Source organism: Bradyrhizobium sp. B117, assembly GCF_038969555.1.
Classification (GTDB): Bacteria; Pseudomonadota; Alphaproteobacteria; order Rhizobiales; family Xanthobacteraceae; genus Bradyrhizobium.
The window spans coordinates 5,972,511-5,995,815 of record NZ_CP152414.1; the positions used below are offsets into that span (position 1 = coordinate 5,972,511).

Sequence of the window (23,305 nt, forward strand, 5' to 3'; positions counted from 1 at the left end):
CATTCGCTTAGTCGCTATTTAGCAGCCCACTCGCGGGGTCGATCATGTCTGTTTCCACCAACACCGACCCGCAAGCACAAGCCAAGCGCGTCGTGTTCGACGATCCGCACGGCGCGGCCGGCAACATGCAGGAGGCCGAAGTCACCCGCGTCCGCACATTGCGCGGCGCCTGGCGCTGGACGCTGATCGTCGCGACCGCGGCGACCATCCTGCTCTGCATCAACCAGCAATTCTCGCTGCGCTTCTTCATCGGCTATACCCAGCTCAACACGGAGTATTTCTATCTCCTGATCGCGCTGATGCTGCCGTTCACGTTCCTGATCTTCCCGGGCACCGAACGGGCGCCGCTCGACCGCATTCCCTGGTATGACCTCGTCTTCTTCGTCGTGACCATCGCCGCCGCGCTGCTGTTGATGTCGAACGTGCGCAAGGCGGCTGAGGCCGGCTGGGAATTCGGCGGCGCGCCGAACACCGTGATCGCGGCAGGCCTCGTGATGTGGGTCATGCTGATGGAGGCGCTGCGCCGCACCGGCGGCTGGAGCCTGCTGCTGAGCGTACTGCCCTTCACCGTCTACCCGCTGTTCGCGGAGGCCGGTTGGCTCGGGCCGTTCCGCGGCACACAGTCGACGCTGGAGCAGGCCACCGCCTATCACGTGCTCTCGGGCGAGAGCCTGCTCGGCATTCCGATCCAGGCGTTCGCCGACACCGTGATCGGCTTCCTCGTGTTCGGCACCGCGTTGATGATGACCGGGGCCGGCAAGTTCTTCATCAACCTCGCCTTCGCGCTGTGCGGCACCTTCCGTGGCGGCGCGGCCAAGGTCTGCATCTTTGCCAGCGGCCTGCTCGGCATGATGTCGGGCTCCATCATCTCCAACGTGCTGACCGCCGGCACCATGACCATCCCGGTCATGAAGAAGAGCGGCTTCCGCGCCTCCTATGCCGGCGCGATCGAGGCCTGCGCCTCGACCGGCGCGGTGCTGGCGCCGCCGGTGATGGGTGCGACCGCCTTCGTGATCGCGCAGTTCCTCAATGTCAGCTACGCCGATGTCGCGATCGCCGCGATCATTCCGGCCGCGCTCTATTATGTCGGCCTGTTCATGCAGGTCGATGCCTATGCCGCCCGCCACGGACTGAAGGGTATTCCGCGCGCCGAGCTGCCGCGGATCATGGATACCATCAAGGACGGCTGGTACTACGTCTTCGTGATCGCGCTCCTGATCGTGATGCTGCTCTATTTCAAGCGCGAGAGCCACGCGCCGTTCTACGCGACCGCGCTGCTGCTGGTACTCAACCAGTTCTTCTCCAAGGACACGCGCTGGACGCTCGGCACGATCGGCAAATTCCTCGAGGTCAACGGCCGCACCTTCGTCGAGCTCGTCGGCATCCTCGCCGGCTGTGGCCTCCTGATCGGGGCGTTCTCGATGACCGGCGTGGTGTCGAGCCTTGCCAACGACCTCCTGCACATCGCCGGCGACAATCCGTTCCTGCTGCTCGGCATGTGTGCCCTCACCAGCCTGATCCTCGGCCTCGGGCTGACGACCACGGCCTGCTACATCTTCCTCGCCATCCTGGTCGCGCCGGCGCTGGAGAAGCTCGGGCTCAACAAGATGGCCGTGCACATGTTCATCTTCTACTGGGGCATGCTGTCCTCGATCACTCCTCCGGTCGCGATCGCATCGTTCGCGGCTGCTGGCATTGCCGGTTCGCCGGCGATGAAGACCGGCTGGGAATCGATGTGGGTCGGCAGCATCATCTACTTCATCCCGTTCTTCTTCGTGCTCAATCCCGCGCTGGTGCTGCAAGGGCCAAGCCCTTATCTCGCCGGCCTCGGCCTGATGGGGCTCGCCGCGTTCGGCACGCTGTTCATCTGCGGCGGCATCCAGGGCTACCAGGCCTTCGTCGGCGATCTTCGCGGCACAGGATTGTTGGAATGGCCGATCCGCGTGCTGCTGGTGATCGGCGGCTTCGTGGTCGCGACGCCAGGCGGCGGGATCATGCCGCTGACGCAGATGCAGATCACACTGCTTGGCCTCGCCATCCTGGTACCCACGGTGTTGATCGCCCTGCTGCTGGTCCGGCGACAGGCCATGGTTCCTGACGGGTTGCGCGCGCCCTGATTGCGTTGCACAAGTGGGGCGATGAAACCGCTCTCGCCCGCCGCCACCGCCTGGACGCGTTCGAAACCGCCTTTGCTGCGGTTTCTGGACAATTGCCTCAATGAGTTCTCTGCCGAAACATCGGGCAATGTCGCCGACTACATTCCCGAGCTGAGCAAGGCCGACCCTGCCTATTTCGGCATCAGCCTCGCCACGCTGGACGGCCATGTCTACGAGGTCGGCGACAGCCAGGTGCCCTTCACCATCCAGTCAATGTCGAAGCCGTTCGTGTTCGCGCTGGCGCTGGACCTGCTCGGCGCGAGCAAGATCGAGAGCGCGATCGGCGTCGAGCCATCGGGCGATCCCTTCAACTCGATCCGGCTCAACTCGGAGAACCACCCGTTCAACCCGATGGTCAATGCCGGCGCGATCGCCTGCACCGGACTGATCTACGACAGCAGGGGCACTGACGCCTTCGAGCAGATCCGTGCCGCGCTCGGCCGTTTTGCGGGACGCGACCTCGCCGTGGACGAGGCTGTCTACACCTCCGAGAGCCAGACCGGCGACCGCAACCGCGCCATCGCCTATCTGCTCAAGACCAATGCGGTAATCTCCGACAATGTCGCAGGCGTCCTCGACGTCTATTTCCGGCAATGCGCGGTGCTGGTCACCGCGCGCGACATCGCGGTGATGGCGGCGACGCTCGCCAATCGCGGCGTCAATCCGGTCACGGGCGAGCAGGTGCTGACGCCGTACGCGATCTCGCGCACGCTGTCGGTGATGACGTCGTCGGGCATGTACGACTATGCCGGCGAATGGATCTACCGGATCGGCATCCCCGCCAAGAGCGGCGTCGGCGGCGGCATTCTGGCCGCGCTCCCTGCCCGCCTTGGTCTCGGCAGCTATTCGCCAAGGCTCGACAAGCACGGCAACAGCGTGCGCGGCATCAAGGTCTGCGAGGCGTTATCCTCGCATTACGATTTGCACATGCTCAACCGCAGCGACGATGCGCGCAACGCGGTCATTGCCGACTACGACATCGGCAAGAGCCCGTCCCGCCGAGTCCGCCGCCCGCAGGAGCGCGAGATCCTCGCAGCTCACGAGCAGGAGGTACGGATCATCGAGCTGGTCGGCACGCTGTCGCTGTCGGCGGTCGACTACGTCTCGCGACGGCTTGCGGGACGGCCGCGCCCGCAAATCGTTATCTTCGACCTGCACCGCGTCACCTCCACCACCCGCGCCGGCGCGCGGCTGGTGGCAGAGGCGTTCGAAGAGCTCGCCGCACTGAACGTCACGGTGGTGCTGTCAGGCGTCAGGCGCGCATCGAAGGAGTGGAATACGTTGCGGGAGTGGACGGCGGAGCTGAAGAACGTCCGCGACTTCTACCTGCTCGACACCGCGATCGAATGGGCCGAAGACCAGATCGTCTACCGCTATGGCGGCTCGATCGATTTCCACGAGACCACCGAGCTTGACGAGCAGCCGCTGCTCGCCGGGCTCAGCGCGGAAGAGCTGACCGACCTCGCCTCGATCTGCACGATCCGGACTTTTCAGTCCGGCGCGAAGATCATCACGACGGGCGATCCGGCCGCCTCCCTGTTCTTCCTGCGCAGCGGCGCGGTGCATGTCACCCTGCCCGACGGCGTCCGGCTGGCGACGCTCACGGCCGGCATGGCCTTCGGCGAAATGGCGCTGCTGGAGCCGACGCGCTCGGCCGACGTGTTCGCGGACATGGCGGCGACCGCGTACGAAGTGCCGCTGAAGGACTTTGAGCGTTTCCGCAAGCAGCACCCGCGTGCCAGCGAGCGCGTCATGCGCAACCTCGCCCAGCTGCTCGCCGACCGCCTGATCGTCGCCAATGCCAAGGTGGATATTCTGACGTCGACATAGTGCGGCTGAGGTCTCCACCTCTCCCCAGCGGGGAGAGGTCGGATTGCTATGGCGCGCAATTGCGCGCCCGAGCAATCCGGGTGAGGGGCCGCGGCGTTCAGCTGAGACTGTAACCCCTCACCCGGATCGCATCTTTGATGCGATCCGACCTCTCCCTACGGGAGAGGTGATCCGGGCCTCTCGCTCATGCGCGGCTCAGCGGCTCGCCGCTTCGCTCAGCCGCCGCTTGATCTTCGCCGCGCTTGCCTCGAGCAATTTGGATGGCTGCTGGCCGGTCGCAGCGCACAGGCAGGCCCAGTAGTAGATGACATCGCCGAGCTCATCGACGAGGCCGGCCTTGTCGAGCCAGTCATCGCGGAGCAGCTTCTTGATGTGGTCGGCGACCTCGCCGGATTCGCCGGCGAGGCCGAGGCCGAGATAGGACAGCCGCTCGTTGGACGGATGCTCATCGACTTTGGCAATGCTCGCGGCCCAGACCGCATATTCATCGATCGTCATGAGCATCCCTCGCTGCGGATTTGGATCAGCCCACCACTTCGTTGACGGGCTGGAGATCGATCTCGAACGTCTCCAGGAATTTTGACGTCATGATGTAGAAGCCGACCGAGAGCTGAAGCTCGACCAGCGCGGCCGGCGTCAGTTTCGACGCGATCGCCTTGAAGGTGGCGTCCGTCGGCTTCCTCAGCTTGACGATCTCGTCGGTGAAGGCGAGTGCGGCGCGCTGCACCTCATTGAAGCAGGTCGCAGCCTGCCAGTTCTCGAGCGCCTCGTTCTGCTCGTCGGTGACGCCGACATTCTTGCCGATGCGCTTGTGCGCGACGATCTCGTACGGCGCCTCGCACAGGATGCCGGTGCGGGTGATCGCAAGCTCGCGCACGACCGGATCGAGCTCGCCCTTGTGGCGGATCGCGCCGCCGAGGCGGCAGTACTGCTCAAAATAGCTCGGTGAATGCGCCATCATCCGGAAGATGTTGGCGTGGCGGTTCTTGTCGAGGATTTCGCGGGTGCGATCGGATGCGTTGACTGGATCGCTATAGAGGATGCGGGCCATGATTTTCCTGAAGATTTCCCTAAGCCTTTGATGCTTTTTGTCATTAACGGCGAATATTCCCCAAAACTCTATTCTTGCGCGACCGCAGGAGCAACATCATCGAGTCAAATTGCCGCCGCATTGCTGATCGACCTTGGCACAGTCGATATTCGCCGCGTGGGGACAAATCGCGGCGGATACTCGCAAGGGGTGTTCCGAGTAAAAACAATTGGCCGTCGATTGCGCTAACCACGCATCGATGAGTCACGCCCAAGTCTAGGGAGAAAAAGGCATGAAGGAAGCCACCAAGGGGGCGGCCTCGGGAGCGCTCGCGCATATGCTGGCGGTGACGGCGATGCTCGTCATCGCCAGCATATTGTTCTACGGGCGTTAGTTGCGTTGAGTTTGAGTGTTTTCGTCGTTCCGGGGTGGCGTCTCGCACAGCGCCAGGCCCAGAATCCCGTTCCAGGTTCGGTCCGTTAGGACCGCCCCCGAATGACGAATCAGGCTAAGGCCTCGTTCCGACGAAAGCGGGATGGGGCTTTAGTCTCGTAGCCCGGATTCGCTGCGCTCCCTCCGGGCTACGACATCCAAGTCCCACTATTTATGTTTTGCAAAGAACGGCACGAGCTTTCCGGCGAACGGCCTGAAGCTCGCGACGACCGAATCGCCGATGGCGAGATCGTTCTCGCCGTGCGCCATCATGCGAAAGCCCTCGGCGCAATCGACCAGCAGGATGTTATACGGCACATGCGCGCGCGTCTCGGGCGTGGCGGCGCGGCAGACGAGAGAGGTCGCGTAGACCCTGCCCTTGCCGCTGGCGCGTTGCTCGCGCGGATCGGACGCACCGCAAGCCGCGCAGAAGGCGCGGTGGAAATATTGGACGTGCCCGCATGCGGTGCAGGTCTGGTAGGTGATGGCTTCTTCGCCCTTGGTCCAGTCCGCCAGACTCATCGCACCCGCTCCAGGAACATGCTGACATGGGACGACAGCACGCCGCCGTCGCCGTGCAAGAGCGCGATCGAGGCGTCGCGCACCTGGCGATTCACCGCCCGCCCCGTCATCTGCAAATGCGCTTCGACCAGATGCGCCATGGCGCCGCCGACGCCGCAATGGCCGTAGCTGAGCAGCCCGCCATGGGTGTTGAGCGGCATCGCGCCGTCCTGATTGAAATGGCCTGATCGCACGCGGGCAGCCGCCTCGCCGCGGCCGGCAAGGCCGAGGTCTTCCAGCAGCATCGCGAGCGTGATGGTGAAACTGTCGTAGATCGCGGCGTAACGCACGTCGGAGATCGCAAGGCCCGTGGCCTCCTTGGCGCGCGCGATGGAGATCTCCGCGCCGAGCTCGCTCAGTGCCGGCGCCGCCGTGACATGCTGATGGGTGTGTGCCTGGGCACAGCCGCGGATGCGGACGCCAGCCTCGCCGGTCCGCTCGCGGCTGATGACGAACGCGGCGCCCCCATCGGACACCGGGCAGCAATCCAGCAGCTTGAGCGGCATCGCAACCGGCTTGGAGGCCATGACGTCGGCGACCGTGATGGGATCGTGGAATTGCGCGCCGGGATGAGTGCAGGCGTGGGCGCGCATCAGCACCGCGAATTCGGCGAGGTCTTCTTCGGTCACGCCGTATTCGTGCATGTAGCGCGTGGCGACGAGACCGTAATAGGCGGGAATGGTCGGCCCCAGCGGTACCTCGTAGTCGGGATGTCCGACCTGCGCCAGCGCCTGGATCGAGGCGTCGCGGCTCTGCCCGGTGAGGCGGTTCTCGCCGGCGACGACGAGCACATTGCGTGCAACGCCTGCCTCGACGAGGTGATGGGCGAGCATCGTCATCGCAAGGCCCGTGGCGCCGCCGACCTGCACGGCATGGGCGTAGGATGGGCGAATGCCAAAATGCTCGGCGAACACGGTCGCCAGCATGATGTGCGGGGAGACGGTGGAGTAGCCGCAGAGGATGCCGTCGATCTGGGCGCGCCTGAGGCCGGCGTCGTCGAGCGCGGCTTGCGCGGCCTTGCTCATCAGGTCGAGCGAGGATGAGCCTTCGTGCTTGCCGTAGGGCGTGAGGCCGACGCCGGTGATGAAGCTCATGCTCTCTCCTCCTCGTCATTCCGGGGCGCGCGCAGCGCGAGCCCGGAATCCATACTCCCGATCGTGGTTATGGATTCCGGGCTCGCGACTTCGTCGCGCCCCGGAATGACGGATGAGAGAGTCATCGCCATCTCTTCCCCCTACTCCGGCGCCATGCGCGTGACACCATCGCGGACCATCGCGGCAATTTCGTCCGCGGAGTATCCGATCTCGCGCAAAATATCCACGCCGTGCTCGTTGAGCCGCGGCGCCAGCCGCACAGGCTCGGCCTCGGTCTCCGACCAGCTCGCTGTCACCTTCATGCTGCGGATCGGGCCTTCGGTCGGATGCTCGACCACCGGGAAGAAGCCGGTCGCCTCGAGATGCGGATCATGCAGGATCGATGCGAGATCGTGCATCGGCATCACGGGCACGTCGGCCTTGGTCAAAAGATCGATCCACTCGGCGGTCGTGCGCGTCTCGAAAATCCGTGCGAGCTCGGCATAGACGACGTCGATATTGGCGGCGCGCCCGGCGAAGGTTGCGAATTTGGGATCGGCGCGGAGGTCGTCGCGCCCCGTCGCGTTGAAGAAATTCTCCCACTGCTTGTCGTTGTAGACGATGACGCTGAGATAGCCGTCGGAGGTCTTGTACGGCCTGCGGTCGCGCGAGAGGTGGCGGGCGTAGCCGCCTTTGTCGAGCGGCGGCTCATAGGTGAGCCCGCCCATATGGTCGCCCATGACGAAGCCGGCCATGGTCTCGAACATGGGGATGTCGACGCGCTGGCCGCGGCCGGTGCGGTCGCGGTGCACGAGGCTGGCGCAGATCGCACCGACGGCGGTGAGGCCGACGATGCGGTCAACCAGCGCATTCGGCACGTAGCGCGGCACGCCGTCACCGGTCTGCGCCATCAGCGCCGGCAGCGCGGTCGCGCCCTGGATCAGATCGTCATAGGCGGGCTTTGCCGCATAGGGCCCGTCCTGGCCGAAGCCGAACACGCCGGCATAGACGAGGCGCGGGTTGATCTTGGAGACGACGTCGTAACCGAGCTGAAGCCGCGCCATTGCCTGCGGGCGGACATTGTAGACGAGAACGTCGGCATCCTTCAGCAGCCGCAGCACCGCCTCGCGTCCCGCGGGTTTCTTCAGGTCGAGGCAGATCGAGCGCTTGCTGCGGTTGGTGTTGAGGAACACCGGGCCCATGCCGGCATGGCGGGTCGGGCCGATCAGGCGGGTGACGTCGCCGTCGAGCGATTCCACCTTGATGACGTCGGCACCGTAGTCGCCGAGCATCTGGGTCGCATAGGGCCCCATCAGCACGGTGGTCATGTCGACGACCTTGATGCCCTTCAGCGGCCCCATTCGTTCGCTCCCGATTGCGCGGGCTCTCTGAAAGCGGCCCCGCGATTTCGGTCCAGCTAAAGGCAGCGACGCCGCGCGCGCAAGGGCGGCCGGCGTATGGCCGCATGCATAGGCCGACGCCGATGCTACTTCTTCTGGCGGGATTCGCGGATCTTGATGAGGCGGTCGAGCTCTTCGTTCTGCTGGTTGATGCGGTCGGCGATCCGCGACTCGTTCTGCTCGCCGGAGGCGGCCGCGGCCTGCTCGATCAGCTGGCGGATATTGTCCTCGATGATCGCGATGCGGTCGTTGAGTGCTTCAAGAGAAATTGAATCTTCGTAGCCATTGCTCATGATGCTTTTTCCGCAAATCAATCAGGAGCGTTAAGGTGGGCAAAGCGAAGCGTGCCCACCTTGATTTAGCGCAAGGAAACTGGTGGGCACGGCGCTTTCGCGCCTTTGCCCACCCTACGCGAGCTTACTTCAGCGGCTCCAGCACGGAGACGTAGTTGGCGACCGCCGCGCCGCCCATGTTGAAGATGCCGCCGAGCTTGGCGTTCTTGAGCTGCATGCCCTCGGGCGCCTGGCCGGCGAGCTGCATCGCGGTCATCACGTGCATGGAGACGCCGGTGGCGCCGATCGGGTGGCCCTTGGCCTTGAGGCCGCCGGACGGGTTGACCGGCAGCTTGCCGTCCTTGAGCGTCCAGCCCTCCTTGATGGCGCGGGCGCCCTGCCCCTTCGGCGTCAGGCCCATCGCTTCGTACTCGATCAGCTCGGCGACGGTGAAGCAGTCATGGGTCTCGACGAAGGAGAGATCGGACAGCTGCAGGCCCGCCTTCTCCAATGCACGCTGCCAAGCAATCGTGCAGCCCTCGAACTGGAGGATGTCGCGCTTGGACATCGGCAGGAAGTCCTGGGCATGCGCGGTGGCGCGGAAGCCGATCGACTTAGCCATGCCCTTGGCGGTCTCGGCATCGGCCAGAACCAGCGCCGCGGCGCCGTCGGACACCAGGGAGCAATCGGTACGCTTCAGGGGACCGGCGACGTAGGGGTTCTTCTCGCTCTCGGCGCGGCAGAAATCGAAGCCAAAGTCCTTGCGCATCTGGGCGAAGGGATTGGCGACGCCGTTCTTGTGGTTCTTGGCCGCGATCAGCGCCAGCGCATCGGACTGGTCGCCGTATTTCTGGAAATAGGAGCTGGCGATCTTGCCGAACACGCCGGCAAAGCCGCCGACCGTGTCGCCGTCCTCGGGCAGATAGGACGCCTTGAGCAGGTTCTTGCCGATCTCCGGTCCCGGCGTGCGCGTCATCTGCTCGACGCCGACGACCAGCACGATCTTGGCGGCCCCTGCGGCGATCGCGCGCAGACCCTGGTGCACGGCGGCAGAGCCGGTGGCGCAGGCGTTCTCGACGCGGGTCGCGGGCTTGAAGCGCAGCTTCGGGTCGGCCTGGAGCACCAGCGAGGCGGTAAAATCCTGCGGCGAGAAGCCGGCGTTGAAATGGCCGAGCACGATCTCGTCGACGTCGGAGGCGGAAATGCCGGCATCAGCCAGCGCCTCGTTGGCGACGCGGGTGACGAGGCTTTCGACGGTTTCGGTGTCGAACTTGCCGAACGGCGTATGCGCCCATCCGACGATGCTGGCGGTCATGGTCTCTTCTCCCTGGGGTCTCTTAGCCCTGAGCTAAGTCTTAGCCCAGGGATGGCAAGACTTCACGCAGGTTTAAGGGCCTGGAGGGTGCGCTGGCAGATGGCAGTTATGCCGGCCCAGTTCCCCGCCCTGATCTCGGCCGTCGGGCACAGCCAGGAACCGCCGACCGCAACCACATTGGGCTCGGCAAGCCAGCTCGCCGCATTGGCTTCGCCAACCCCGCCCGTCGGGCAGAACCGCACGTTCGGGAACGGCCCGCCGAGGGCGCGCAGGCCCTTGATGCCGCCGGCCTGCTCGGCGGGGAAGAATTTTGCCACGTCGAAGCCGTGCGACAGCGCCAGCATCAGCTCGGAGGCGGTGGCGATGCCCGGCGCGAACGGCAGGGAGCTGTGGGCGGCGGCCGCGAGGAGATCCGGGGTCAGGCCCGGGCTGATTCCGAAGGCGACGCCGAGCTTCTCGACGCGGGTGAAGTCGGCCGGATTGAGGATCGTGCCGATGCCGACGACCGCCTCGGGGACCTCGGCCATCATCGCCCGCGCCGCCTCGATCGCAACGGGGGTGCGCAGGGTCACCTCCAGGGTGCGGACGCCGCCGGCCACCAGCGCGCGCGCCAGCGGCACGGCGTCCTGGATACGCTCGATGGTGAGGACGGGAATGACGGTCGCGGCCTGGAACAGCGCGACGAGGTGGTTCTGTTGGGCAGTGGTGGGCATGTTGATCGCTTCTTTACTTGGTCGCCTGGCGCGAGGTCGCCGGCCGGAGCCGCTTCTTCGGCGGCATGGCATAGCCCGGAATGATGGCGCCGGGATAGCAGATCACGAGGCTGGCGAGGCGATGCCCGGCCTGGGCGGCCTCGACCGGTTCCGACCCGGCCAGCCGGGCGGCGATATAGGCCGCGGCGAAGCTGTCGCCGGCTGCGGTAGTGTCCACCACCGGCTTGGTCATGGGCTCGGCACGGACCTCGTGGGTCCCGCCGGGGAAACGCAGGCGGCTCACCGGCTCGGCCAGGCGGAACACCAGCTCAGGCGTCGGGATACGCGCCATCAGCTGCTCATGGCTCTCGCCGGGGTAGAGTGCCAGCAGATCCTCGGTCGAGGTCAGCACGATGTCGGCGGCTGAAAATGCCGTGGCGAACACCTCGCGCGCGACCTCGCGATCGGGCCAGCCGCGCGCGCGGAAGTTGGTGTCGAACACGAAGCGCGTGCCGAGCAGGCGCGCCCGCTTGATCGCCGCGAACAGGCGCTCGCGCCCCGGAGCATCGTAGATCGAGAGCGTAATCGCGGAGAGATAGACGATGTCGTAGCTCATCAGCGAGTTGAGCAGCTCGTCCGTCTCCGGCAGGCTCATCAGCTGGCGCGCCGCCGCACTGTCGCGCCAGTGGAAGAACTGGCGCTCGCCCTTGGCATCCGTCTGGATCATGTAGAGGCCGGGAAGCTTGCCCGGCAGCCGCGCGACGCGGCGGGTGCCGACGCCCTCTGCATTCCAGGCTGCGATCATCTCATCGCTCAGGGCGTCATCGCCGAGCGCGGTGAGATAGTCGACCTTGACCTCGAGCCGTGCCAGATACACGGCCGTGTTGAGGGTGTCGCCGCCGAAGCCGCGCGAGTACAGGCCGCCGCCCTGCCCGGCCTGCCCACCTTGGGCCTGCCGGAGCTCGACCATGCATTCACCGATGCAAGCAACGCTCGCCATCGTCATATCCACGCTGTTCATCGGTTAGATCAGGCGACGAAGTTGCCGCCGAGCTCGTCTTCGATGTGAATGCGGATGATGTCGTCGAAGGATTTTTCTTCGGTGGTGAAGCCGAGCTCGCGCGCGCGCTTGGCCTCGAAATTGCGCGGCCAGCCGCCGACGATGCCGACGATGAACGGATCGAGCTCGTGCTTGATGCGCGCGGCGACCTTGTCGCCGGCGACGCGCCGGAGCGCTGCGATCTGCTCGCCGACCGTGGCCGAGAAGCCGGGCATGGTCAGGTTGCGGCGCGGGCCGACCTTGGCGAGATCCATGGTGCCGGCATGGAGCAGGAAGCCGACCGCCGAGCGCGGCGTGGCGTGCCAGTGGCGGACGTCCTCGGACACCGGAAGGATCGCCTCCTTGCCGGCCAGCGGCTCGCGCAGGATGTTGGAGAAGAAGCCCGATGCCGCCTTGTTGGGCAGGCCGGGCCGGATGCAGATGGTCGGCAGGCGGATGCCGATGCCGTCGAGGAAGCCGCGGCGCGAATAGTCGGCGAGCAGCAATTCGCCGATCGCCTTCTGGGTGCCGTAGCTGAGCAGCGGGGTGTGGAAGAACTCGTCGCCGATCGCATCCGGGAACGGCGCGCCGAACACCGCGATGGAAGACGTGAACACGACGCGCGGCTTGTAGCCGCCGCCGGCGAGGCGGATGGCGTCGAGCAGCATCCGCGTGCCGTCGAGATTGATGCGGTAGCCCTTGTCGAAATCGAGCTCGGCCTCTCCCGACACGATCGCGGCGAGATGGAAGATCACGTCGGGGCGGCCGGCGATCAGCTTCTCGGCCGCGCCCGGGACCGCGAAATCGCCCGAGACGGTCTCGACGGGGAAGCCAGCCTTCTCCGGCTTCTTCGGCTCGACCACGTCATGCATGGTCAATTTGGTGATGTCGCCCTTGCCGAGCCGGCCGTCGCGCAGCAGCCGTTCACACAATTTACGGCCGACCATGCCGGCGGCGCCCAGAACCAGAATGTGCAAGAGCCTACTCCTTCTTATTGGCCGGAACGCGCCGCTACTGGCGCGCTCTCAAGGCGGGCCCCGCTGGTCATTCCTTCACGGCGCCGGTCATCGCCGAGACATAATGCTCCACGAAGAAGGCGTAAAGGATGACGAGCGGCAGCGAGCCGGCCAGGGCTCCCGCCATCAGCGACCCCCAGCGATAGATGTCACCGTCCACGAACTCGTTGACGATCGCGACCGGCACCGTCTTGTTGCTGGTCGACTGCAGGAAGGTCAACGCGTAGATGAACTCGTTCCAGCACAGCGTGAAGCAGAAGATGAAGGCCGAGATCAGGCCGGGAATCGCGAGCGGCAGCACGATCTTGATCAGGATCTGCCAGCGGCTCGCCCCGTCGATCAGCGCGCACTCCTCGAGCTCGAACGGGATGGTCTTGAAATAGCCCATCAACAGCCAGGTCGAGAACGGGATCAGGATCGTCGGATAGGTCAGGATCAGCGCCAGCGGCGAATCGAACAGGCCGTACTGGAACACGACGGTGGCGAGCGGAATGAACAGGATCGACGGCGGCACCAGATAGGCGAGGAAGATCAGCCCGCCGACCAGATTGGCGCCCTTGTAGCGCAAGCGCACAATGGCATAGGCCGCGAGTACAGATGCGATGATCGAAAGCACCGTCGCACAGACGGCCACGTACATCGTGTTCCAGAGCCAGTGCGGGTAGTAGCTCTCGAACAGCAGCTTGTGGAAGTGCTTGAACGTCGGATTCCAGGTCCAGAACGGATTGTACCTGTCGAGATCGAGCAGTTGATCGTCGGGTTTCACCGACGTCAGCGCCATCCAGTAGAACGGGAACAGCAGAACGATGACGATGATCGCGAGCGGCAGATAGAGCGTCACGAGCCGGCGCGGCACCGACTGCAGGTAGCTCATGCCCTCGCTGTGATCGGCCGTAGGCGCCGAGCCCGACAGCACATTCTTGAGATCGATGGATCTGGTGGGCAGGTCAGTCATTGCTCTCTCCCTGCTGCCATTTCCGACGCTGCAATCCGAACCATGAGACCATGATCGCGGCGAGCAGGAACGGAATCATGGCGCTGGAGATCGCGGCGCCCTCGCCCAGCTGCCCGGCGATGATCGCGCGCTGATAGGACAGGGTCGCCATCAGATGAGTGGCGTTGACCGGTCCGCCGCGGGTCATGGCCCAGATCAGCTGGAAGTCGGTGAAGGTGAACAGCACCGAGAAGGTCATCACGACAGCGATGATCGGCGTCAGCAGCGGATAGGTGATGTACCGGAAATTCTGCCAGCGCGTGGCGCCGTCGAGCGTTGCTGCTTCATAGAGCGACGGCGACACCGTCTGCAGGCCCGCGAGCAGCGTGATCGCCACGAACGGCACGCCGCGCCAGATATTGGCGAAGATCACGCAGATGCGTGCCCAGGTCGTGTCGCCGAGGAAATTGATGTTCTGGTTGATCAAGCCGAGGTGCTTCAGCGACCAGGAGATGATGGAGAATTGCGAATCGAAGATCCACCAGAACGCCAGCGCCGAGAGCACCGTTGGCACGATGAAGGGGATCAGGACCATCGCGCGCAACATCGCCTTGAACGGCATGTTCTCGTTCAGCAACAGCGCGAGATAAAGCCCGATCGCGAATTTGAGGGCGCTGGCGACGAAGGTGTAGAGCAGCGTGTTGAACACCGACAGCCAGAAGATGGAATCGTCCCACAGCCACTCATAGTTCTCGGTCGCGATGAAGTGCCCCACCCTGCCGATGCGGGTGTCCGTGAAGGACAGCCAGATGCCGAGCCCCAGCGGATAGGCCAGGAAGAAGATCAGGAACGCCATGGCCGGCACCATGAACCAGAAGCCGAGCCAGTTGCGATTGTGTTTGAGCTGGGTCCAGGCGCTGTCCTCGCTCATCTGAGGCTTGGCCCGGGGAATTGCGACATCAGCCATGCCCGATATCCCTGATCGAAATGTTGACGAGCGGGCGGCCGGAAGGCCGCCCGCCCCGTGACCGTCAGCGATAGATGCGCTTCAGCTGGCGCTCGGCTTCCGTCATCGCGCCCTTCGCATCCTTGGCGCCGGTGCAGTAGTTGGCGAACATGTCGACGACGATGAAGTCGGCGATCGCGGTCGCCGCCTTCTCACCGACCGTGCCGATGCCGGAGGCCGGCAGCGTGCGCTTGGAAGCCTGCGAGAACACGGCGTTCTTGGGATCGGCGGTCCAGATCGGTGCCGATTCATAGGCGTTCAGGGTCTGCGTGAGATAGCCCTGCGCGCCGTCCAGCCACTTCTCGTAGTTCTCCTTCTCCAGCATGAAGGCGATGAAGGCCTTCGACGCATTCGGATATTTGGTGAAGTTGAAGGCGAGGATCGGCAGCGCGAGCTGCAACTCGGTCGGCTTGCCGATCGGGCCGACCGGCCAGAGCGCGTGATAGGTATCCTCTGCCAGCTCTTTCTTGGACGCGTCGGTCTTGGCCGCCACGTAGATCGAGATGCCGTTCGCCGTGCAATAGAGCTCGCCGGCGAGGTACGCCTTGTTGTTGGAGGAATCGTTCCAGGACGGAGTGCCCGGAATGAAGCTCTCGTAGAGCGCCTTGCAATATTCCAGCGCCTTCGCCGTCTCCGGCGAATTGATGATGATCTTGTCGTTCTGGTCGACCGTGTAGGCCCCGTGGCCCCACAGCACCCAGTGCAGCCACGAATTGCCATCGCCCGAGGCATGTCCGAGCGCGAAGCCGGCCGGGGTGTTGTTGGCCTTGAGCGCCTTGCACATCTCGAGGAAGCCCGGGAAGTCCTTCGGGAATTCCTTGAAGCCGGCCTTGTCGAGCGCCGACTTGCGGTAGGTCATGTAACCGCCGTTGGTCGCGACGGGAATGCCGAGCCAGTCGTCACCGAGCTTGCAGGTCTTGGCCGCCGCATCGGTCCAGCCGCCATATTTCTTGCCGAGATAATCGGCGACGTCGTTCATCTTCAGCACTTTGGTCGGGAAAAGCTGCGGCAGCGTGTGCAGACCCCAGGCGAGATCGAGTCCCGAGCCGGTATTGGCCGCAACCGAGGCCTTCGGCTGCACGTCCTCGAAGGACTCGCTGAACACGTTCATCTCGGTGCCGGTCGCGGTCTTGAACGCCGCCACCATCGCGTTGAACGCATCGTCTTCCGCCGGCACGAAGCGCTTCCACCGCATCACGGTCAGCTTGGCGCCCGGCTCCGCCTTCCAGGGCGCGCTCTGCGCCCAGGCCTTGGCGAAGTCGAACAGTGCCGGACCGGTCAGCATGCCGGTCGCGGCCAGAGCCGTTCCGCCTTGAAGCAGAGTCCGGCGGGTAAAGTCTTGCATGTCGTCCTCCCTGTGATTCTTTTTTCTTGTCTTGGTCTTTTACGCGTTGAGGCGTTTGCCTGTCGCGTCGTCGAATAAATGAACCAGCGACGGATCTGGCTTCAGCCGGACCTTGTCGCCCGGGTTGAACTGGTGGCGCTCGCGGAACACCGCAACGACCTGCTCGCCGCCGACCTTGGCGAACACCTGCGTCTCCGAGCCGGTCGGCTCGACCACGATGATCTCGGCCTCGGCGCCGTCATCGGCGATGGTGAAGTGCTCGGGCCGCACGCCGTAGACCGCGGGACGGCCGTCGGACGCCGCCGGCGCGGTCTTGAGCGGCAGCTTGACGCCGTTCGGCCCCTCGAACGTCGCAACGCCGTTGACGCGCACATGACCCTTGAGGAAGTTCATGGCGGGCGAGCCGATGAAGCCGGCGACGAACTGGTTGTCGGGCTTGTCGTAGAGCTCGAGCGGCGTGCCCATCTGCTCGACGATGCCGTCATGCATGACGACGATCTTGTCGGCCATGGTCATGGCCTCGATCTGGTCGTGGGTGACGTAGACCGTGGTCGTCTTCAGCCGCTGGTGCAGCTCCTTGATCTCGGTGCGCATGGCGACGCGCAGCTTTGCGTCGAGGTTCGACAAGGGCTCGTCGAACAGGAAGACCTGCGGATCGCGCACGATGGCGCGGCCCATGGCGACGCGCTGGCGCTGACCGCCGGAGAGCTGGCGCGGATAGCGATCGAGCAGCGGCGACAGCGCGAGGATCTCGGCGGCGCGCTTGACGCGCTTGTTGATCTCGTCGGAGCTCGCGTTCCGCAACTTCAGCGAGAAGCCCATGTTGTCGGCGACCGTCATGTGCGGATAGAGCGCGTAGTTCTGGAACACCATCGCAATGTCCCGCTCCTTGGGCTGGACATTGTTCACGACGCGGTCGCCGATCGAGATCGTGCCGGAGGTGATGTTCTCGAGACCGGCGAGCATGCGCAGCAGCGTCGACTTGCCGCAACCGGAGGGGCCAACCAGGACGACGAATTGGCCGTCCTCGATCGGGATCGTCACGCCGTGCAGGACTTCAAAATTGCCGAACGATTTCCGCACGTCGCGGATTTGCACAGACGACATCTAGCTCCCTCCTCGAAAGTCCACGACGCCTCTAGCGCCGCGACCGTCTTGTTTTTCAGACTTCGCCAACCCGAAGCCCGAACCTAGCAGGCGACATTGTCGGCAGTTTGTGCGGTTTTGGCAATTTGTCTTTGGTTAGTCGCTGCTGGTAGCGCTGTCAACGATCCTTTGGTTTCGACATTGGCTATGCTAAAGAGCAGCAAATGGGTCGAAAACGCACCAAGTCAGGCAAAATCCGGCTGGCCGAAGTCGCCGAGCTTGCCGGCGTCAGCCCGATCACCGCGTCCCGCTTCTTCCGTAATCCGGAGGCGCTGTCGGTTGCCAAGCGGACGCGGGTCGAGAGCGCGGCCAAGGAGCTCGGCTACGTGCCGAACCTGGCGGCACGGGCGCTCGCCTCGCAGCGCACCGAAGTGATCGGCGTCTTGATCCCCTCGCTCACCAACAACGTGTTCTCGGACGTGCTGCGCGGCATCTATGACGCCTCCGAGGGCGGCCGCTACTCGATCCAGTTATCCAACACGCGCTACAGCATCCTCCAGGAGGAGAAGCTGCTGCGCCTGTTTCTGGCGCAGAAGCCGGCCGGGCTGATCGTGACCGGCATCGACCAGACCGCGGAATCGCGCGCGATGCTGGAGGCGGCCGACTGCCCGATCGTGCAGATCATGGAGATCGGGCCCAATCCGGTCGACATGATGATCGGCTTTTCGCACTATGATGCAGCCCGCGCCGCGGTCGCGCACCTGTTCGCGCAAGGCCACCGCAAGATCGGCTTCGTCGGCGCGCGCATGGATCCCAGGGTGCAACGGCGGCTGGACGGATATGTCTCGGCCATGAAGGATGCCGGCCTGTTCGAGCAGCGCCTCGTCGTCACCACGGCGACGCCGACCTCGGTGACGCTCGGCGGCGCCCTGTTCACCGATCTCTTGGCGCGGGAGCCCGGCCTCGATGCGGTGTTCTGCGCCAATGACGATCTCGCGCTCGGCGTGCTGTTCGAATGCCGGCGCCGGGAGATCGCGGTGCCCGAGCAGATCGCGATCGTCGGCTTCAACGATCTCGAATTCATGGCCTCCGCCGTCCCTACGCTCACCAGCGTGCGCACCAACCGCTACGAGATGGGCAAAACCGCCGCCACCATGCTGATCGATGCGATCGACGGACGGCGGCCGGAGCAGCCGGTGCTCGATCTCGGCTTCAAGGTGATCGAGCGGCAAAGCTCGTCGGCGCGGCATTCGGACAATCGGCCAGCCGCATCTGGCGGGGCCGCCGCGAACAAAATGGTAGCGTTACCAAGCGGCCATGACTAGTATCGGACTTGTGAGGAAACGACCCGCCAACGGGCAGGCCCATCGTCGCTCACACCGTTGGGCATCGCACAAGCCGACACCACAAGACGGACGCCAGTGCGTTTGCATTGCAGGAGAAACCAATGACAAAAAAGCCAACCAATGGGCACGCGGGCGCCGGTAACGGCACGCGCCGCCACCTCCGCTCGCAGGAATGGTTCAACAACCCGCATAATCCGGGCATGACCGCGCTCTATATGGAGCGCTACCTGAACTACGGCCTCACCCGCGCCGAGCTCCAGTCCGGCAAGCCGATCATCGGCATCGCCCAGACCGGCAATGACCTCTCCCCCTGCAACCGGCACCATATCGAGCTGGCGCACCGCGTCCGCGAAGGCATCCGCGAGGCCGGCGGCATCGCGATGGAATTCCCGACCCACCCGATCCAGGAGACCGGCAAGCGCCCGACCGCGGCGCTCGACCGCAATCTCGCCTATCTCGGCCTGGTCGAGATCCTCTACGGCTATCCGCTCGATGGCGTCGTGCTCACCACCGGCTGCGACAAGACCACGCCGGCCTGCATGATGGCCGCCGCAACCGTGAACCTGCCCGCGATCGTGCTGTCGGGCGGCCCGATGCTGAACGGCTGGCACGCCGGCGAGCGAACCGGCTCCGGCACCATCGTCTGGAAGTCGCGCGAGCGGCTTGCCGCCGGCGAGATCGACTATGAGGAGTTCATGGAGATCGTGGCCTCCTCGGCGCCGTCGGTCGGCCACTGCAACACCATGGGCACGGCTTCGACCATGAACGGCCTCGCCGAAGCGCTCGGCTTCTCGCTGCCGGGCTGCGCGGCGATCCCCGCCCCCTACCGCGAGCGCGGCCAGATCGCCTACGAGACCGGCAAGCGCATCGTAGAGATGGTCTGGGAAGACCTGAAGCCTTCGGACATCCTGACCCGCAAGGCGTTCGAGAACTGCATCGTGATCAATTCGGCGATCGGCGGCTCGACCAATGCGCCGATCCACATCAACGCGCTGGCCCGCCACATCGGCGTCGAGCTGTCGATCGACGACTGGCAGAAGCACGGTCATGACGTGCCGCTGCTGGTCAACATGCAGCCGGCCGGCTTCTATCTCGGCGAGGAATTCCACCGCGCCGGCGGCGTGCCGGCCGTGGTCCGCGAATTGATGAACCACAAGCGCATCCACGAGGACGCGCTCACCGTCAACGGCCGCGGCATCGGCGAGAACTGCAAGGATGCGCCCAAGCCCGACAACGACGTGATCCGGGCCTACGACAAGCCGCTGGTGAAGGACGCCGGCTTCCTGGTGCTCAAGGGCAACCTGTTCGATTCCGCGATCATGAAGACCTCCGTGATCTCCAAGGAATTCCGCGACCGCTATTTGAGCAACCCGAAGGACCTCAACGCCTTCGAAGGCCGCGCCATCGTGTTCGAGGGTCCGGAGGATTATCACGACCGGATCGACGACGCCTCGCTCGACATCGACGAGCACTGCGTGCTGTTCATCCGCGGCACCGGCCCGATCGGCTACCCCGGTGGCGCCGAGGTCGTGAACATGCAGCCGCCGGCGGCGCTGATCAAACGCGGCATCCTGTCCCTGCCCTGCATCGGCGACGGCCGCCAGTCCGGCACCTCGGGCTCGCCCTCGATCCTGAACGCCTCGCCGGAAGCCGCCGCCAATGGCGGGCTTGCGGTCCTCAAGACCGGCGACAAGGTGCGCATCGACCTCAACAAGGGCAGCGCCAACATCCTGATCTCGGACGAGGAGCTGAAGAAGCGCCACGCCGAGCTGAAGGCCAATGGCGGCTTCAAGCATCCGCCGAACCAGACGCCGTGGCAGGAGATCTATCGCAACACCGTCGGCCAGCAATCGACCGGTGCCTGCATGGAGCTCGCCACGCGCTACCAGAACGTCGCCGGCACCTTTGGCGTGGCGCGGGATAATCACTAGCAGCCACACCGTCATTGCGAGCGAAGCGAAGCAATCCAGAGATTTGTCCGCAGAGGCAGTCTGGATTGCTTCGTCGCTACAGTGCAAAATTGCTGCGCAATTTTGTCACGAGCTCGTCGCAATGACGTGGGGTTGGCATTCTAATGAACACAAGGGAGAACAAAATGGCAGATCGCCTCAAGGGAAAGCGCGCGGTCGTCACGGCTGCGGCAGCAGGCATCGGGCGTGCATGCGCCATCGCATTCGCGCGTGAAGGCGCAACCGTCATCGCCACCGACATCAACGAGGCCGGCATCGCTGGCCTGACCAAGGAAGGGATTGCCGAAGTCGCAAAGCTCGACGTCCGCAACACCGCCGACGTCAACGCGTTTGCCAAACGCGTCGGCAAGATCGACATCCTGCTCAACGCGGCTGGCTTCGTGCATCACGGCACCATCCTGGAGTGCTCGGAAGAAGACTTCGACTTCTCCTTCGACCTCAACGTCAAGTCGATGCACCGGACCATCAAGGCCTTCCTGCCCGACATGATCGCGGGCGGCGGCGGCAGCATCGTCAACATCTCGTCCTGCGCGGCCTTGAGGCCGCCGGCGAACCGTTATGTCTACAGCTCGTCGAAGGCCGCGGTGTCGCTGCTGTCGCGCGCGGTCGCGCTCGACTTCATCACCAAGGGCATCCGCTGCAACTCGATCTGCCCCGGCACCGTCGAGACGCCCTCGATGCTCGACCGCGCCGCCGCGCAAGGGCCCCAGGGCAAGGAGATGTTCATCTCGCGCCAGAAGATGGGCCGCCTCGGCACCGCCGAGGAGATCGCATCCATGGCCGTCTATCTCGGCAGCGACGAGAGCGCCTTCACCACCGGCGTCGATCTGGTCGTCGACGGCGGTTACATGCTCTGACGCCAGGGGCACCCGGCATGAACAAGATCGATCTCAATGGCCGTATCGCCGTCGTCACCGGCGGTGCGCAGGGCTTTGGCCGCGCCATCGCCGAGCGATTCGTTGCCTCCGGCGCCAAGGTCGCGATCTGGGATTTTGACGCGGCGCTGGCCGAGAAAACCGCGAAAGAGATCGGCGACAACGTCCGCGTCTTCAAGGTCGACGTCACCGACACCGCTGAAGTCGAGCAGGCCCGCGATGCGACGCTGGCCGCGTTCAGCAAGATCGATATCCTCGTCAACAATGCCGGCATCGCCGGCGTCAACAAGCCGGTCTGGGAGACCGATCTCGAGGAATGGCGGAAAGTCCTGCGGATCAACCTCGACGGCCCCTTCATCTGCTGCAAGGCCATCGTGCCTGAAATGCTCAAGCGGAAATACGGGCGGATCGTGAACATCGCCTCGATCGCCGGCAAGGAAGGCAATCCGAACGCCTCGCATTATTCGGCGTCCAAGGCCGGCTTGATCGCGCTGACCAAATCGCTCGGCAAGGAGCTCGCCGCGCATGACATCCTGGTGAATGCGGTGACGCCGGCCGCGGCGAAGACCGCGATCTTCGACCAGATGACGCAGCAGCATATCGACTTCATGCTGTCAAAGATCCCGAAAGCGCGCTTCGTGCAGGTGGAAGAGCTCGCCGCGATGGTGAGCTGGCTCGCATCCGAAGATTGTGCCTTCTCCACCGGCGCAGTGTTTGATATTTCGGGTGGACGGGCGACCTACTGAGGCATGGGCCGCCCGAGGGGGCGGACCATGCAATTTCGGCGACGGGACTTCGTGAAGCTCGCAGCGGGCGCGCTGCCGCTGCTGTCGTGCCCAGCGCTGGCGCAACTCGCGCCCAACCCGCCGAGCATCCGCCCGCCCTCGCCGGCCGAGCGCGGCGCCATGGCGCGGCTCGCGCGCAGCTTCATGGACAAATACGACGTGCCGGCGCTGTCCTTTGCGATCGGCTATGCCGGCACTGTCGTCCACGAGGATGCCTTCGGGCTTGCCGACCGCGAGCGCAACGAGACCGTGACGCCGCGACATCTGTTCCGGATCGCCAGCGTCAGCAAGATGATCACCTCGGTCGCGATTTTCCGCCTGATCGAGGAGAACCGTCTCAAGCTGACCGATCGCGTGTTCGGCCCAGGCGCTTTGCTGGGCACCGATTACGGGCAGCCGCCCTACTCTGCCGGCATCGACCAGATCACGCTCGAGCATCTGTTGACCCACACTGGCGGCGGCTGGAGCAACGACAACCGCGATCCCATGTTCACCCATCCGCGGATGGATCATGCCGAGCTGATCGCCTGGACGCTCGCCAACCGGCCGCTGGACCGGCCGCCGGGCCAGCATTACGCCTACTCCAATTTCGGCTATTGCGTGCTGGGGCGCGTGATCGAGAAGCTCACCGGCCAGCTCTATGCCGAGCACGTCCGCAGCGAGGTGCTGGCGCGCTGCGGCGTCACCGACATGACGATAGCGGGCAACACGCGCGACCAGCGCCAGGCCGGCGAAGTCGCCTATTACGGCCAGGGCGAAAGCCCCTACGACATGAAAGTGCGGCGGATGGATTCCCATGGCGGCTGGATCGCGACGCCGTCGGATCTCGTCCAGTTCCTGATGCATGTCGACGGCTACACCAGGCCCGCGAACATCCTGCGGCCGCACACCATCCAGGTCATGACCACCGCACCCAGCTATAGCCCGGACTATGCCAAGGGCTTCTGTGTCAACAAGTCAGGCAATTGGTGGCACAATGGCAGTCTGCCGGGCACGAGCACGATCGCCGTGCGCACCCATGGCGGCTTCTGCTGGGCTGCCTTCACCAACACCAGACGCGGGAATTCCAACATGGATGGCGATCTTGACGATCTCAACTGGAGCATGGCGCGCCAGGTCGGCGAATGGCGGGTGGCCTGAGC

The 23,305-nt window shown here is 64.7% G+C and carries 22 protein-coding genes; 8 read left to right on the forward strand and 14 right to left on the reverse strand.

Going from position 1 to position 23,305, the window contains the following annotated elements; all coding sequences use genetic code 11:
- The first annotated feature begins 44 nt into the window (after positions 1 to 44).
- Together AAFG16_RS29320 and glsA are read left to right on the forward strand one after the other, a co-directional pair.
- Entirely contained in the window at positions 45 to 2,117 is a 2,073-nt protein-coding gene (locus AAFG16_RS29320) for a TRAP transporter permease (protein WP_342730869.1), read from the forward strand.
- 21 nt (positions 2,118 to 2,138) lie between these two features.
- Positions 2,139 to 3,986 (forward strand): glutaminase A, encoded by a 1,848-nt coding sequence (glsA, locus tag AAFG16_RS29325; RefSeq protein WP_342730871.1) that lies wholly within the window; start codon positions 2,139 to 2,141, stop codon positions 3,984 to 3,986.
- Between the two features lie 195 nt (positions 3,987 to 4,181).
- On the opposite strand, the gene AAFG16_RS29330 is transcribed toward glsA, so the two are convergent.
- Positions 4,182 to 4,484, reverse strand: a complete 303-nt coding sequence (locus tag AAFG16_RS29330; protein ID WP_283079962.1) for a nucleoside triphosphate pyrophosphohydrolase family protein — start codon at positions 4,482 to 4,484, stop codon at positions 4,182 to 4,184.
- Between the two features lie 25 nt (positions 4,485 to 4,509).
- Positions 4,510 to 5,037: a carboxymuconolactone decarboxylase family protein gene (locus tag AAFG16_RS29335; RefSeq protein WP_283079963.1), complete on the reverse strand. Its 528-nt coding sequence runs from the start codon at positions 5,035 to 5,037 to the stop codon at positions 4,510 to 4,512.
- 30 nt (positions 5,038 to 5,067) lie between these two features.
- On the opposite strand from AAFG16_RS29335, the gene AAFG16_RS29340 reads away from it, so the two are divergent.
- On the forward strand, positions 5,068 to 5,265 hold the full coding sequence (locus AAFG16_RS29340) for a hypothetical protein (RefSeq protein ID WP_342730875.1): 198 nt from the start codon (positions 5,068 to 5,070) through the stop codon (positions 5,263 to 5,265).
- 351 nt (positions 5,266 to 5,616) lie between these two features.
- Here AAFG16_RS29340 and AAFG16_RS29345 read toward each other — a convergent pair whose 3' ends face one another.
- The 12 genes from AAFG16_RS29345 to ugpC form a co-directional block, all read right to left on the reverse strand.
- Positions 5,617 to 5,970 (reverse strand): OB-fold domain-containing protein, encoded by a 354-nt coding sequence (locus tag AAFG16_RS29345; RefSeq protein ID WP_342730877.1) that lies wholly within the window; start codon positions 5,968 to 5,970, stop codon positions 5,617 to 5,619.
- Positions 5,967 to 7,103 (reverse strand): thiolase family protein, encoded by a 1,137-nt coding sequence (locus AAFG16_RS29350; protein ID WP_342730879.1) that lies wholly within the window; start codon positions 7,101 to 7,103, stop codon positions 5,967 to 5,969. The genes AAFG16_RS29345 and AAFG16_RS29350 overlap by 4 nt, the downstream gene beginning before the upstream one ends.
- A gap of 140 nt (positions 7,104 to 7,243) precedes the next feature.
- Entirely contained in the window at positions 7,244 to 8,443 is a 1,200-nt protein-coding gene (locus tag AAFG16_RS29355; protein ID WP_342730881.1) for a CoA transferase, read from the reverse strand.
- A 125-nt stretch (positions 8,444 to 8,568) separates the two neighbouring features.
- The gene (locus AAFG16_RS29360) at positions 8,569 to 8,775 is read right to left on the reverse strand and encodes a hypothetical protein (RefSeq protein WP_027557405.1); all 207 of its coding nucleotides are present in this window, start codon (positions 8,773 to 8,775) and stop codon (positions 8,569 to 8,571) included.
- Between the two features lie 124 nt (positions 8,776 to 8,899).
- The gene (locus tag AAFG16_RS29365) at positions 8,900 to 10,069 is read right to left on the reverse strand and encodes an acetyl-CoA acetyltransferase (RefSeq protein WP_342730884.1); all 1,170 of its coding nucleotides are present in this window, start codon (positions 10,067 to 10,069) and stop codon (positions 8,900 to 8,902) included.
- Between the two features lie 62 nt (positions 10,070 to 10,131).
- Positions 10,132 to 10,782: a bifunctional 4-hydroxy-2-oxoglutarate aldolase/2-dehydro-3-deoxy-phosphogluconate aldolase gene (gene eda / locus AAFG16_RS29370; protein WP_342730886.1), complete on the reverse strand. Its 651-nt coding sequence runs from the start codon at positions 10,780 to 10,782 to the stop codon at positions 10,132 to 10,134.
- Between the two features lie 13 nt (positions 10,783 to 10,795).
- Complete coding sequence (locus AAFG16_RS29375) at positions 10,796 to 11,761, reverse strand: sugar kinase (RefSeq protein WP_342730888.1); 966 nt, start codon at positions 11,759 to 11,761, stop codon at positions 10,796 to 10,798.
- Between the two features lie 29 nt (positions 11,762 to 11,790).
- Positions 11,791 to 12,777: a D-erythronate dehydrogenase gene (denD, locus tag AAFG16_RS29380; RefSeq protein WP_342730890.1), complete on the reverse strand. Its 987-nt coding sequence runs from the start codon at positions 12,775 to 12,777 to the stop codon at positions 11,791 to 11,793.
- A gap of 67 nt (positions 12,778 to 12,844) precedes the next feature.
- A complete protein-coding gene (locus tag AAFG16_RS29385) occupies positions 12,845 to 13,771 on the reverse strand; it encodes a carbohydrate ABC transporter permease (RefSeq protein ID WP_283079971.1) in 927 nt (308 codons plus the stop codon).
- On the reverse strand, positions 13,764 to 14,717 hold the full coding sequence (locus tag AAFG16_RS29390; RefSeq protein ID WP_051377944.1) for a sugar ABC transporter permease: 954 nt from the start codon (positions 14,715 to 14,717) through the stop codon (positions 13,764 to 13,766). The genes AAFG16_RS29385 and AAFG16_RS29390 overlap by 8 nt, the downstream gene beginning before the upstream one ends.
- A 64-nt stretch (positions 14,718 to 14,781) precedes the next feature.
- Positions 14,782 to 16,101, reverse strand: a complete 1,320-nt coding sequence (locus AAFG16_RS29395; protein ID WP_283079972.1) for an ABC transporter substrate-binding protein — start codon at positions 16,099 to 16,101, stop codon at positions 14,782 to 14,784.
- A 39-nt stretch (positions 16,102 to 16,140) separates the two neighbouring features.
- A complete protein-coding gene (gene ugpC, locus AAFG16_RS29400; protein ID WP_130362355.1) occupies positions 16,141 to 17,208 on the reverse strand; it encodes a sn-glycerol-3-phosphate ABC transporter ATP-binding protein UgpC in 1,068 nt (355 codons plus the stop codon).
- Between the two features lie 203 nt (positions 17,209 to 17,411).
- Here ugpC and AAFG16_RS29405 point away from each other — a divergent pair, with 203 nt between their 5' ends.
- The 5 genes from AAFG16_RS29405 (at position 17,412) to AAFG16_RS29425 (ending at position 23,303) form a co-directional block, all read left to right on the forward strand.
- The gene (locus AAFG16_RS29405) at positions 17,412 to 18,512 is read left to right on the forward strand and encodes a LacI family DNA-binding transcriptional regulator (RefSeq protein ID WP_283079973.1); all 1,101 of its coding nucleotides are present in this window, start codon (positions 17,412 to 17,414) and stop codon (positions 18,510 to 18,512) included.
- Between the two features lie 122 nt (positions 18,513 to 18,634).
- Positions 18,635 to 20,464 (forward strand): IlvD/Edd family dehydratase, encoded by a 1,830-nt coding sequence (locus AAFG16_RS29410; RefSeq protein ID WP_342730895.1) that lies wholly within the window; start codon positions 18,635 to 18,637, stop codon positions 20,462 to 20,464.
- Between the two features lie 164 nt (positions 20,465 to 20,628).
- Positions 20,629 to 21,360 (forward strand): SDR family oxidoreductase, encoded by a 732-nt coding sequence (locus tag AAFG16_RS29415; protein ID WP_130362352.1) that lies wholly within the window; start codon positions 20,629 to 20,631, stop codon positions 21,358 to 21,360.
- A 17-nt stretch (positions 21,361 to 21,377) separates the two neighbouring features.
- Positions 21,378 to 22,124: an SDR family NAD(P)-dependent oxidoreductase gene (locus tag AAFG16_RS29420; protein ID WP_342730898.1), complete on the forward strand. Its 747-nt coding sequence runs from the start codon at positions 21,378 to 21,380 to the stop codon at positions 22,122 to 22,124.
- A 27-nt stretch (positions 22,125 to 22,151) separates the two neighbouring features.
- Positions 22,152 to 23,303 carry a serine hydrolase domain-containing protein gene (locus tag AAFG16_RS29425; protein ID WP_342730900.1) on the forward strand — a complete coding sequence of 384 codons (1,152 nt, stop codon included), beginning with the start codon at positions 22,152 to 22,154 and terminating at the stop codon, positions 23,301 to 23,303.
- Positions 23,304 to 23,305 lie beyond the last annotated feature (2 nt).

Coding starts and splice junctions, on each gene's coding strand:
- AAFG16_RS29350 (WP_342730879.1), bottom strand. CDS start 7,103: ATGAGCTTCATCACCGGCGTCGGCCTCACGCCCTACGGCAAGCACGAA.
- AAFG16_RS29385 (WP_283079971.1), bottom strand. CDS start 13,771: ATGACTGACCTGCCCACCAGATCCATCGATCTCAAGAATGTGCTGTCG.
- AAFG16_RS29420 (WP_342730898.1), top strand. CDS start 21,378: ATGAACAAGATCGATCTCAATGGCCGTATCGCCGTCGTCACCGGCGGT.
- AAFG16_RS29355 (WP_342730881.1), bottom strand. CDS start 8,443: ATGGGGCCGCTGAAGGGCATCAAGGTCGTCGACATGACCACCGTGCTG.
- glsA (WP_342730871.1), top strand. CDS start 2,139: ATGAAACCGCTCTCGCCCGCCGCCACCGCCTGGACGCGTTCGAAACCG.
- AAFG16_RS29390 (WP_051377944.1), bottom strand. CDS start 14,717: ATGGCTGATGTCGCAATTCCCCGGGCCAAGCCTCAGATGAGCGAGGAC.
- AAFG16_RS29425 (WP_342730900.1), top strand. CDS start 22,152: ATGCAATTTCGGCGACGGGACTTCGTGAAGCTCGCAGCGGGCGCGCTG.
- AAFG16_RS29360 (WP_027557405.1), bottom strand. CDS start 8,775: ATGAGCAATGGCTACGAAGATTCAATTTCTCTTGAAGCACTCAACGAC.
- AAFG16_RS29375 (WP_342730888.1), bottom strand. CDS start 11,761: ATGGCGAGCGTTGCTTGCATCGGTGAATGCATGGTCGAGCTCCGGCAG.
- AAFG16_RS29410 (WP_342730895.1), top strand. CDS start 18,635: ATGACAAAAAAGCCAACCAATGGGCACGCGGGCGCCGGTAACGGCACG.
- AAFG16_RS29395 (WP_283079972.1), bottom strand. CDS start 16,101: ATGCAAGACTTTACCCGCCGGACTCTGCTTCAAGGCGGAACGGCTCTG.
- AAFG16_RS29330 (WP_283079962.1), bottom strand. CDS start 4,484: ATGACGATCGATGAATATGCGGTCTGGGCCGCGAGCATTGCCAAAGTC.
- ugpC (WP_130362355.1), bottom strand. CDS start 17,208: ATGTCGTCTGTGCAAATCCGCGACGTGCGGAAATCGTTCGGCAATTTT.
- AAFG16_RS29320 (WP_342730869.1), top strand. CDS start 45: ATGTCTGTTTCCACCAACACCGACCCGCAAGCACAAGCCAAGCGCGTC.
- AAFG16_RS29345 (WP_342730877.1), bottom strand. CDS start 5,970: ATGAGTCTGGCGGACTGGACCAAGGGCGAAGAAGCCATCACCTACCAG.
- AAFG16_RS29335 (WP_283079963.1), bottom strand. CDS start 5,037: ATGGCCCGCATCCTCTATAGCGATCCAGTCAACGCATCCGATCGCACC.
- AAFG16_RS29405 (WP_283079973.1), top strand. CDS start 17,412: ATGGGTCGAAAACGCACCAAGTCAGGCAAAATCCGGCTGGCCGAAGTC.
- AAFG16_RS29340 (WP_342730875.1), top strand. CDS start 5,068: ATGCTTTTTGTCATTAACGGCGAATATTCCCCAAAACTCTATTCTTGC.
- AAFG16_RS29365 (WP_342730884.1), bottom strand. CDS start 10,069: ATGACCGCCAGCATCGTCGGATGGGCGCATACGCCGTTCGGCAAGTTC.
- AAFG16_RS29415 (WP_130362352.1), top strand. CDS start 20,629: ATGGCAGATCGCCTCAAGGGAAAGCGCGCGGTCGTCACGGCTGCGGCA.
- eda (WP_342730886.1), bottom strand. CDS start 10,782: ATGCCCACCACTGCCCAACAGAACCACCTCGTCGCGCTGTTCCAGGCC.